Origin of the sequence: Methylomonas rosea (assembly GCF_024505055.1) — a bacterium.
Classification (GTDB): Bacteria; Pseudomonadota; Gammaproteobacteria; order Methylococcales; family Methylomonadaceae; genus Methylomonas; species Methylomonas rosea.
Genome location: NZ_JANIBL010000071.1, coordinates 16762 through 27104, shown reverse-complemented (window position 1 = coordinate 27104; position 10343 = coordinate 16762). Strand labels below are relative to the sequence as shown.

Sequence of the window (10343 nt, the reverse complement as noted above, 5' to 3'; positions counted from 1 at the left end):
CCAAACCGCCGTCGGCGCCGCGCAGCCGTTGCAGCGCGGCGCGCTCGTCAACCATTTGGTGCAGGCGTTCGCCAACCAGAATCAGCGGGCCTTGCTGAGTGGACTCTTTGCGCCAGTAGCGGATCACGTCTTCGTTAAAGCTGCCGCAAAAGCCGCGCACGGAACCAAACAACAGCCAGATGTCGTTGGCGGGCGAGCTTAAAACCGGCTCCGGCAAGCTATCGGCCAAATCGACCAAGGCTGTCTGCAAGGATTGCACTACCCGTTGTTGCGCGGCTTCGCGCGTACCCACTTTCCGCAGTTCGGCCAAGGCAAAACTGCGCATCGCGCCGAGAATGCCGGACAAATCGTCGAACAAGGCTAATCGCGCTTCGACTTCCCGGCGCTGACTCATATTTTATCCGCCAATAATTGCCGCAACACCGTAAGCCATTGCTTTTTAGGCGAATCCAACATCAAAGTATCCGGCAATTTTGCCATTAGCTCTGCCAAGACGCCGGCCGCCTGTTCCGGTTTGAGACTTTCCAGTAAACCCTCGCCATAGGCCAGCAACCATGCCAGATGTGCTCGTTCGGACAAAGGTTGCAAGCGGTCCTGTTTCAATATTTCCCGCAGCAAGCGGCCGCGTTGCAGTTTTTCCTCAACCCCGGCTTCTAAACGCGTCCCGAAACGGGCGAAAAGCTCCAATTCCAGAAATTGCAAATAGTCCAAGCGAATATGCGCGGAAGCGGTTTTGATGGCCGGATGCTGGGCCTTGCCGCCGATGCGCGACACCGACCGGCCGATATCGATGGCCGGCAGCATACCCGCCGCGAATAGCTTGCTTTCCAGATAAATCTGGCCGTCGGTGATCGAAATCAGATTGGTGGGAATGTACGCCGACAACTCGCCCTGACGGGTTTCGATGATGGGCAAGGCGGTCATACTGCCGCCGCCATATGCCGAGGACAACACGGTGGAGCGCTCCAACAGCCGGGAATGCAGATAAAAAATATCGCCAGGATACGCTTCGCGGCCCGGCGGCCGTTGCAGTAACAGCGATAGCTCGCGATAGGACTGGGCGTGGCGGGTCAAATCGTCGTAGACCACCAGCGTATCGCGGCCCATGCGCATCCAGTGTTCGGCAATCGCGCAACCGGCAAACGGCGCCAGGTAACGAAAACCCGGCAAGGCGTTGGCTTCGGCAACCACCACCACGGTATAGGCCAACGCGTCGGCCTGGCGCAGTGCTTCTATCGTACCGGCGACGGAAGAACGTGGCTGGCCGATCAACACCATCACGCACAAGACATTGCGACCGCGTTGGTTGATTACGGCATCCAAGGCCAGCGCACTTTTGCCTATGCCGTCGTCGCCGATGATCAATTGGCGCTGGCCCTTGCCGATCGGGATCAGCGTGTCGACGATCTTGCAACCGGTATATAAAGGTTCGGACACGAAATCGCGCTCGATTATGGGCGGCGCGGCGGCTTCCAATGAGCGAAACTGGCGTAATTCCGGCGGCGGCAATCCGTCCAGCGGACTACCGAGCGGATCGACCACCCGTCCCAATAAAGTATCGCCAACGCCCACTTCCAGCTTGCGACCGATATGTTGCACCGCCATACCGGCAGTAACGCCACGGTTTTGCGACAACAGAATCGCCCCCAGCACCTCCTTGCCCAACTGAAACACCAGACCGGTGCTGCCGTCGTCGAAACCGATCAACTCATCCAGCCGCGCGGTCGGCAAGCCGCGTATCCAAGCGATGCCGTCGCCGATACCGGCCACGCAGCCGCGCTCGGATAAACGCAGGCCAAATTGATAGGGTTTAACCGGCTCAACCATGATTGGCTTGGCGCCGGAAAAACGCCAGCTCATCAGCCAGATTGGCGTGCAATTGGCATTCGCCGACTATGGCACGCAGACCGGCAATCAAGGCCGGGTCTTCCTTGAACCTGAGTTGTAAGGTTTGTCCGGCAGCGCCCGATAAGGCTGCCGACACTCGCGCTTGATCGGCTTCGCTCAAAGGATGCGCGCTAAGCACCTCGACCGCAGAAGCGGCAATCAACATCGCCGCTGCTTTACGCAGCGCGGCTTGTTCGCTATCCGGCATATTCAACAGATCCTGTAGAAACACCTCGACAACACGCTGCGTCAATTGCGGCGATGCCAGCCGTTGCAACATGGCCGCGGCCTGCCCATACGCCGCGCCCGCCGCTTCCCTTATCAAAGCCGCTTCCCGTGCCGCAATCAGCGTCTGGTTGCGAACCCGCAATTTGGCTTCTTCGTCCGCCAGGGTTTGTTTCAGAGTCTCCGTTGCGGTATTGCGCAACTGGGCCAACTCTTCGTCTAGTTGGCGGCGACTGGTTTCTTGTTGTTGATTCCAATCGGTTAATCGTTGCTCGTATTGTTGGCGCAGGGCTTCCGCTTCGTTGCGCAACTGCGCGGCCTGCTCGGTTTCATCTTTGATGCGCTGCTGCCGGGCATCGAGCATTGCCAGCACCGGGCGATACAGGAAACGTTGCAGTATCCATACCAGGACCAGGAAGTTGAGGATTTCCAGGATAAAGGTTGTCCAGTCGAATTGCATCATGGATGGGTAACCTGTTTTGTTGGATATGATTTTGCGGCGTTGTTACGAAAATACCGCCGATTAGTTTCTCCGCTATCTTAAACCCCGCAATGGTTTTGATGTCTGAAAATTTACCCCACGTAGTTTGCCGTTTAGGCACGTCTTGAGGCTGGAATACTTACGGCTTAGAATACGGCCCGACTTTCCGGATTAGAGCCTGCCCGACCACCTGAGCCATGGCAGATAAGACGGGAAGCCCGAACCAACTTAGCATTTCGTTACCCTATGACCTCTTTGCAAGCACACCTGTCACACCCCAAGTATCGTCCGGATATTGACGGCTTGAGAGCCATTGCCGTTCTCTCGGTTATCGCCTTTCACGCCTTTCCCAAGAGCTTGCAAGGCGGATTTATAGGTGTAGACATCTTCTTTGTGATTTCAGGTTATCTGATATCGACCATCATTTTTCAGAACCTGGAAAAGGGCACCTTCAGCTTCGTCGAATTCTACGCCCGCCGGGTTAAACGCATCTTCCCGGCACTGATTCTGGTATTAGTTGCCTGTTACGCCTTCGGTTGGTTCGCGCTGTTTGCCGATGAGTACAAACAACTGGGCAAACATATTGCCGCCGGCGCCGGATTCGTTTCCAACATTGTGCTGTGGAGCGAGGCCGGCTATTTCGACAATTCCGGCGAGACGAAACCGCTGCTGCATTTGTGGAGTTTGGGCATTGAGGAACAGTTTTACATTGTCTGGCCCTTGTTGCTTTGGTTTGCCTGGGAGCGGAATTTCAATCTGTTGACCATCACGATTCTGGTCGCCATCGTCTCTTTTTGTTTGAATATCACAGGCATCATTGCTCATCCCGTTGCGACGTTTTACTCGCCGCAAACCCGGTTTTGGGAGCTGTTATGCGGTAGTTTGCTGGCCTGGATGACGCTCTACAAGAAGGATTCATTTTCCTCGCTCAAGCTAAAACTTGACGGCTGGCTGGCTTGCGCGGTTTATCGAAATTCTCACGCCGCTGACGGCAAGACGCTTGCCAACGCACTTTCTTTTCTGGGCATACTCCTGTTGGCCTTCGGTTTTTTCATCATTAATAAGGATTTCAATTTCCCTGGCCGTTGGGCGGTCATACCGATGTTGGCTGCGGTAATGATCATATCGGCAGGGCCGAATGCCTGGGTTAATCGTATCGTCTTGTCCCACCCGCTAGCGGTATGGTTCGGCTTGATCAGTTTTCCATTGTATTTATGGCACTGGCCCCTCCTGTCTTTTGCGCAAATAATCGAGACCGAAGTGCCCAGTATGAATATTCGCGCAATTGCGGTTTTACTGGCAGTGGCATTGGCTTGGCTTACCTACAAACTGGTGGAAAAACCGATACGCTTAGGCAGTCACAGCCGAGCCAAGACGGCGGTACTGATGCTGTTGATGCTGGGTATCGGCTATATAGGTTACGCTTCATATTCCCGGGATGGCCTGGAGTTTCGTAAAGCCGATGCACAGACCAAAACCAAGATGTATGCCGACGTGAACGGCACAGTGCTCTACAACACGCCGGAGGACTGGGTCGATGAGCGCTGTAAGGCGGTATTGGGGGGCGCCAGTTACAATTATTTGATGTGCCGCTTTACCACCGCCACGCCAAAAACACTGGTGGTCGGCGATAGTCACGCCGCGCAATTTGTCTACGACTCGATTTCCAAAGGCTCGAATGATCTGGCGTTGGTGGCTGTCAATGGCTGCCTGCCGTTTATCGATTTGGTGAGCATAAATCCCACGGAAGAATTTGCAGAGAAATCGACCAGATGCCGGGTAGTCATTCCTATCGTGCTGAAGCTGCTGAAGGAATTCCCGTCAATTCAGCGCGTGGCATTTGCAACCAGAGGCGCGATGTACATAGAAGGTTCCGGGTTCGGCAATACGGAAACGAAAAACGTCTATCGGATTATTAAAAGCCCGGATGATGTATTGGCGGAAAATTACAATCAATTTGTGTCCGGCTATGTCGCCACTATCAATGAGATTTTAAAGCTGGGCAAATCGGTGGTTTTTATTGAAGACGTACCGGAAATTGGCGTAAGCGCCAAAAACTGTGTGGACGAGCGGCCGGTGCGAATTACTGAAAGACCGCTACCCGAGTGCGACGTCTCCAGAAAGTCTTTTGAAGAGCGGAATATCAACTACAGAAGAGCGGTCGACTCTATCAACACTGCCACGCACAAGCGGATTAAGATTTTCCCCGCATACGAATATTTATGCGACGAATCGACTTGCGGCGGCATGCACGATGACATGTCTTATTTTTACGACGACGATCATCTTTCCATGCGCGGCAGTAAGTTTATTTTCGATAAATTCGCCGAATGGCTGGGCAAAGAGTCCAAATAAACGAATGGGCGACTCTATGGCAATCCGAGGCGAGTTATTTTAAAAAATATTCAAGCAACGGATTTCTAAACAACACAATCAGGGCCACCACCAAACAATAAATCGCCAAAGACTCTATCATCGCCAAGCCGATAAACAAGGTACGGGTGATGGTTTTTTCGGCTTCCGGCTGACGAGCCAGGGCTTCCAAAGCAGCGGCGATGGCCTTACCCATTGCCAGAGCCGGCAACATCGTCCCAAGGGCGATCACCAGACCGGCCACGCCGGTGGAAATCATGCTGAATAAATGAATGTCGTTCATGGCTATTCCTCGGGAATTGCGGATGTATCGGATTCGCTAGGTTCCAACGCACCGGCGATGTAGATTAGCGCCAGCATACCAAAGATATAGGCCTGCACCACGGCTTCGATCACATGCAGCATTAATAACGGCACCGGCACCAGGAAGCCGGCAATCAACAATACCAGCAAGGCCGCCATTTCCAGACTCATGATGTTGCCGAATAAGCGGATGGCCAAAGCCAGGGTGCGGGTAAATTCGCTGATGATATGAAACGGTAACAGGATGATACTGGGCTCAACATAATCGCGAAAATGCTGGCGCCAGCCGCGATCACGAATCCCGAACCAGTGAGTGGAACCGAACACCAGCACCGCCAATGCGGCGGTGGCGGACAAGTCGCGGGTGGGCGCATGTAGTTCCGGAATTAAACCCACCAGATTGGCGACCAGTACAAATAACCACAAACTTGCCACAAACGGCAGCACCCGCCGCACCGACGCCGCCGGTAAGACTTCGGCAATCGCGCTTTCTATCGCCACTACCAGCGCTTCGAGCAAATTTCGCAATGAGGATGGCTGAGGACTGAAGCGCAGCAACAGGGTTAACAGTACAAAGCCAAGCATCACGCCCCAAGTAGTCACAACCGTGTTACTGATCGCCAGTGGGCCGAGTTGAAAAACCGTGGTAGCAACAGATTCTGAGTTGTTCATGTCCGCACCTCGATAAACGTAAGGGCATAGCCGAAAGCCAGCCTAGATACCCAACATTTTGATTTAGTTGGGTTTCGCTCCGCTCCGCCCAAGCTACATTTGACTCTTACGATAGCCCTTGTGGGGAGAGCGTTTGCGCTCCGTCCGGAAAGCGGCCGGAACGGTAAGGTTAACTTATTCGACAGCCAGGTATTGGCCGGGAGCCAACGGACTTTCGTAACGGACACCTTCCCGGAAAAACTGTTCGGGGTTGGAAGCAATTTCGCGGGCGGCCAGGAATTGCGCATAGTAGTTGCGGGAGGCAAAACCGAAGGCCGGACCGTCATAGGTGTCTACGATGCGCACGAAGTCGCTGCCGACTTGGTTTTGTGCACGCTTCATTCCGCCGATACCGTGATTGTAAGAAGTCACAGCCGCTGGCCAGTCGCCAAGCTTGCCGTAAGCGTAACTCAGGTAACGGGCCGCGCCGTTGGCGGAGACGAAAGGATCGTAACGTTGATCGACGCGATCACCGCCGGGCATGAAGGTTTTGGCAGCGGCTTTGGTAAATTGCCACATGCCGACTGCGCCGGCAGAGGATTTGGCGGACGGTTGAAACGAGGACTCTACGTGCGGCAGATAAGCCAAGTCTTCCGGCAAACCGGCATCGCGGAAGGTTTTTCGAAACTGCAAATCATAGCGGCCGCTAATCTCCAATCCGCGCTTAAAGCGCTCACGCGTGCCGCGTTGCGAACGCAGCCTGTCGCTAAGACCAGGCAATACGCTATTTAATGATCTGCCATTGCTTTCCAGTTTGGCTATCAACTGTCTGTCGTTGGCGTTCAACGCCGCACCGTAACGCACTTTACTTTCCAATTCGGCCAACTGGGCCTTCCAGTATTCTCGCCGCTGGCTAATCATGTCTTTTTGCTCAGTTGTCAGGCCTTCCCCGACATAGCCCGGCAAGGTCATGACTTCGTAGACGACATCCAGATAACGATCATCGTGAAAAGCCACTTCGGAACGTTGCCAGACCGCATAGGTTTTTCGCCAAAAATCCACGGCCGGCTCCAATGCCGCCGGTTTTGGGAAAGTCCCCGTATAAAACGCTGGCTTATAAGGGGCCGGTTGCGGTTGATAAGACGGTCGTTGTTGGACGATATTCGGCCTAACCGACGCAATTTTCTCTCGCTTTACCGGCGAACTGCTGGTGCAAGCATTCAATAACACCAAGATTAATAAGGGAAGAGTTAAACGCAGCAAGGGTGGTTTCATTTTGGTCTGGTTATTGGGTGCAACGTTGATCGAGGTAAAGTTTGCCTAGCCGAGGAGAGATAAAATATTCCTCGTGTATTTTCAATAAATAATAGCGCTCATTTCGAATTTTCGTGAAGAATAAATCCGAAAAAAATCAGCTTTTTTCCTGCAAAAATCGAAAAACGTTATAAGCACCAACCACAATACCCAACACGATCAAACTGACTGTCCAGCGCACCGAATAACCGGCGGCCAACGTATCTAACCACCGCCCCAAATACGCACCGGCGACGATAGGTACTACAAACAGTAAACCCAGCGTGCCGCCATAAAACAACATACCGACCCAAGTCGCCGGGCGGCGGGTTTTATCTTCAAGGCGCCGCAGATCGCGGCGGGTGTGTTCGATTAATTTGTCCCTAAAACCCATGGCTATATCTCCGCTGATCCGCGACTACTGAGTTCGGCTAAGCGCCGCACCAAAGCACGTTCGATTTCCGACAGCGTCGCCCGCGCGGTGTGTACCTCTGAATCGGCCTGGGCCATTTCCGCCCCGAGCCGTTCGCAGATGGCATCCCGGTCTGCACCGAGAAAATAGCGCACTGTCGTAACGGTAAGTTGATTGTCGGCAAAGCGCAGCACACCGCTGGGCAAGGCCAAATAATGCCAGACGCCGGATTGATCGGTGAAACGGGCCAACCCGTATCTAAGCAAGGCCACGCAGTGAATATGCCCGGCCAAAATCCCGAAACTACCGTCGGCATCGGCGCCGATAAACTGGGTGACGATATCGAAATGCTCAGCGCCACGGCTATCCAGCAAAGTTAACCCGAAACTGTTCATGCCGGCATTGCCCCTTTCATATAGCAATCGGCTTCGCTGAGCTGGTCGTATTTGCCATCCATGAACGCTTCGCAGTCGGCGATGGTTTGCGCCAGCGGCACCCTTACGCCGGGCATGCCGGTATGATCGGCTACGGTGGTAAACGGTTGAGTCAGATAGCGTTGCAAGCGGCGCGCCCGTTCGACGATACGCCGGTCTTCCTGCGAGAGCTCTTCGATACCGAGCATGGCGATAATATCTTCCAACTCCCGATAGCGCGACAAATGCTCACGGACGGCACGGGCCACCTGATAGTGCCGGTCGCCAAGGATATGGTGATCCATGATTCGGCTGCTGGATCGCAAGGGGTCTATGGCCGGATAAATCCCTTTGGCGGCCTGTTGCCGGGACAGAATCACCACGCTATCCAGATGCCCCAGGATGGTGGCCACCGCTGGGTCGGACATGTCGTCGGCAGGTACATAGACAGCCTGCACCGAAGTGATGGAGCCGGATTTGGTAGAGACGATGCGTTCTTCCAGCGACGCGACTTCGGTCAATAAAGTCGGCTGATAACCGACCGTAGCCGGCATGCGGCCGAGCAGTCCGGAAATTTCGCTGCCCGCCTGTACGAAACGGAATATGTTATCCATCAGGAACAGCACTTCGGTATCCAGCGTATCGCGCAAATATTCGGCATACGCCAAGGCGGTGTAACCGACATGAAAGCGCACGCCGGGCGACTCGTCCATTTGTCCATAGACCAGCAGTGCTTTGGGTAATACGCCGGCATCAGCCATTTCATGCCAGAGTTCGTGGCCTTCGCGCATGCGTTCGCCGACGCCGGCATAAACCGATACGCCTTGCATCGTCACGCTGACCGCATGCATGAACTCCATCATCAGCACGGTCTTGCCGACACCGGCTCCGCCGAACAAGCCAGTTTTCCCACCACGCACGAACGGACAAAGCAGGTCGATGACCTTGATGCCGGTTTCCAAGATTTGCGAGGCCGGCAGCGTATCGGACAGCAGGGGGGGCGCAGAGAGAATATTGCGGAAAACGCCACTAGGTAATGGCTGGCCACCATCGAGCGGATCGCCGAACACATTCAGCATCCGCCCCAAACAACTGGGATCGACCGGCACATTCAGAGCGTCGCCACGGTCAAACACCGGCATGCCACGAAATAGCCCCGAGACTGAATGCAAGGCAATTGCCCGAATCAGCGTCGGCTCCAGATGCTGAAACACGACCAGCACGTAGCGGCCTGCGCCGTTTACCACATCAAGTGCCTGACCTATCGGCGGCAGGTAATCGCAACGCACATCGACCACCGGCCCCTGCGCGGCCTCGATGCTACCCACCTGATTCATCTCACCTGTCATAGCAGCTTACTCCGACGCATAATCCCCCTACAGCACCTGGGTGGACATATTTTTTAGATTCTTGCGCCCGCCAACGAAAAAAGCTTGCTACGGAATCGTCACTACTTGGATAATCGCATTAGTTATTTAGCATATTTGCACTATGTCGTACTCACCGATTAGCGCCGGTCTCCCGGTGTTAGTCCGGGAACTTTGGACTTTATCACATTGCCCTAACAGCGGAGTGTTGAAAAATGCCGGCGTTCCAACAGAAGGCAACAAATATTCCGTTTATCCTCAGCAACGATTTTTACGAGAAAGAGGGGGAAACATGAAACCAAAGGCAACGCAGTTAAGCTTTTGCTCAAGGTGCGGGGATGAAATTCCTCCGGACGAGTTGCAGTTTTTGCCAAATACGTCGCTATGCGCTTTTTGCTACAACACGCAGCAGGAATGCAGGGCTATCCACAACTCCAGCATTAAAATATCTAAACCCGTCTTGACCTTGGTTCCGCAAAACCCAAAAGTCCACGACAGTAACGCAGCGTAATCCCATCAGGCCGGTAGCGAAAGCTTTTTTAACGCCCACAGCCACCGGACTGAAAAACACTATCATCTGCATATACCTTACAAACGATCCGGCAACTGCATGCGGATTGTCTTACTGTTTTATGTTTTTATAACCTTCTTCACTCTCACGCATGATTTTTTGGCCTTCCTCGACCAGATTGCGCCCTTCGTCGATCTTTATCTGACCTTCACGTTGCATCACTTGTCCGCGTTCGACCATTTGCTTACCTTCCTGCCAACGGCTGCCCAACTGCGCAATGCCCTGACTATCCCGCAACATTTGCTCACCGGACAGAATTTTGTCCGCCTGCTTTGTCGGGGCGGCTGGCTCACTAGCACAACCGGCGACCATTAAAGTTAAGAGAAGAACGGAAGTATTCGGTCTGACTCTGCGCATAAATATGTCC

Annotated in this window: 12 protein-coding genes; 2 read left to right on the top strand and 10 right to left on the bottom strand. The window is 53.9% G+C overall.

Annotation, left to right across the window (positions count from 1 at the left end):
- From NP589_RS18565 to NP589_RS18555, 3 genes are all read right to left on the bottom strand, one after another.
- Positions 1 to 394 (bottom strand): F0F1 ATP synthase subunit gamma (locus NP589_RS18565; RefSeq protein WP_256608295.1); only part of this gene is annotated, 394 nt, incomplete at its 3' end.
- On the bottom strand, positions 391 to 1860 hold the full coding sequence (locus NP589_RS18560; RefSeq protein ID WP_256608294.1) for a F0F1 ATP synthase subunit alpha: 1470 nt from the start codon (positions 1858 to 1860) through the stop codon (positions 391 to 393). The genes NP589_RS18560 and NP589_RS18565, both read right to left, overlap by 4 nt.
- Complete coding sequence (locus tag NP589_RS18555; protein ID WP_256608293.1) at positions 1820 to 2575, bottom strand: F0F1 ATP synthase subunit delta; 756 nt, start codon at positions 2573 to 2575, stop codon at positions 1820 to 1822. Before NP589_RS18555 ends, NP589_RS18560 begins: the two co-directional genes overlap by 41 nt.
- Before the next feature lie 264 nt (positions 2576 to 2839).
- Between NP589_RS18555 and NP589_RS18550 the strand changes: the two genes are divergently transcribed.
- The gene (locus NP589_RS18550) at positions 2840 to 4948 is read left to right on the top strand and encodes an acyltransferase family protein (RefSeq protein WP_256608292.1); all 2109 of its coding nucleotides are present in this window, start codon (positions 2840 to 2842) and stop codon (positions 4946 to 4948) included.
- Positions 4949 to 4982: 34 nt separating this feature from the next.
- Here the strand turns inward: NP589_RS18550 and NP589_RS18545 are convergent, their stop codons facing one another.
- From NP589_RS18545 to atpD, 6 genes are all read right to left on the bottom strand, one after another.
- Positions 4983 to 5249 carry a F0F1 ATP synthase subunit C gene (locus NP589_RS18545; protein ID WP_020483596.1) on the bottom strand — a complete coding sequence of 89 codons (267 nt, stop codon included), beginning with the start codon at positions 5247 to 5249 and terminating at the stop codon, positions 4983 to 4985.
- A gap of 2 nt (positions 5250 to 5251) precedes the next feature.
- On the bottom strand, positions 5252 to 5941 hold the full coding sequence (locus NP589_RS18540; RefSeq protein WP_256608291.1) for a F0F1 ATP synthase subunit A: 690 nt from the start codon (positions 5939 to 5941) through the stop codon (positions 5252 to 5254).
- A 174-nt stretch (positions 5942 to 6115) separates the two neighbouring features.
- Positions 6116 to 7195 (bottom strand): lytic transglycosylase domain-containing protein, encoded by a 1080-nt coding sequence (locus tag NP589_RS18535; RefSeq protein WP_256608290.1) that lies wholly within the window; start codon positions 7193 to 7195, stop codon positions 6116 to 6118.
- A gap of 136 nt (positions 7196 to 7331) precedes the next feature.
- Complete coding sequence (locus NP589_RS18530; RefSeq protein WP_064009853.1) at positions 7332 to 7607, bottom strand: AtpZ/AtpI family protein; 276 nt, start codon at positions 7605 to 7607, stop codon at positions 7332 to 7334.
- Positions 7608 to 7609: 2 nt separating this feature from the next.
- Positions 7610 to 8020, bottom strand: a complete 411-nt coding sequence (locus NP589_RS18525; RefSeq protein WP_256608289.1) for a F0F1 ATP synthase subunit delta/epsilon — start codon at positions 8018 to 8020, stop codon at positions 7610 to 7612.
- Entirely contained in the window at positions 8017 to 9387 is a 1371-nt protein-coding gene (gene atpD, locus NP589_RS18520; RefSeq protein ID WP_256608288.1) for a F0F1 ATP synthase subunit beta, read from the bottom strand. The genes NP589_RS18525 and atpD overlap by 4 nt, the downstream gene beginning before the upstream one ends.
- A gap of 142 nt (positions 9388 to 9529) precedes the next feature.
- On the opposite strand from atpD, the gene NP589_RS21790 reads away from it, so the two are divergent.
- The gene (locus tag NP589_RS21790) at positions 9530 to 9916 is read left to right on the top strand and encodes a TraR/DksA C4-type zinc finger protein (protein WP_371929689.1); all 387 of its coding nucleotides are present in this window, start codon (positions 9530 to 9532) and stop codon (positions 9914 to 9916) included.
- A 111-nt stretch (positions 9917 to 10027) separates the two neighbouring features.
- Here NP589_RS21790 and NP589_RS18515 read toward each other — a convergent pair whose 3' ends face one another.
- Positions 10028 to 10333: a hypothetical protein gene (locus NP589_RS18515; protein WP_064009850.1), complete on the bottom strand. Its 306-nt coding sequence runs from the start codon at positions 10331 to 10333 to the stop codon at positions 10028 to 10030.
- Positions 10334 to 10343: the final 10 nt, after the last annotated feature.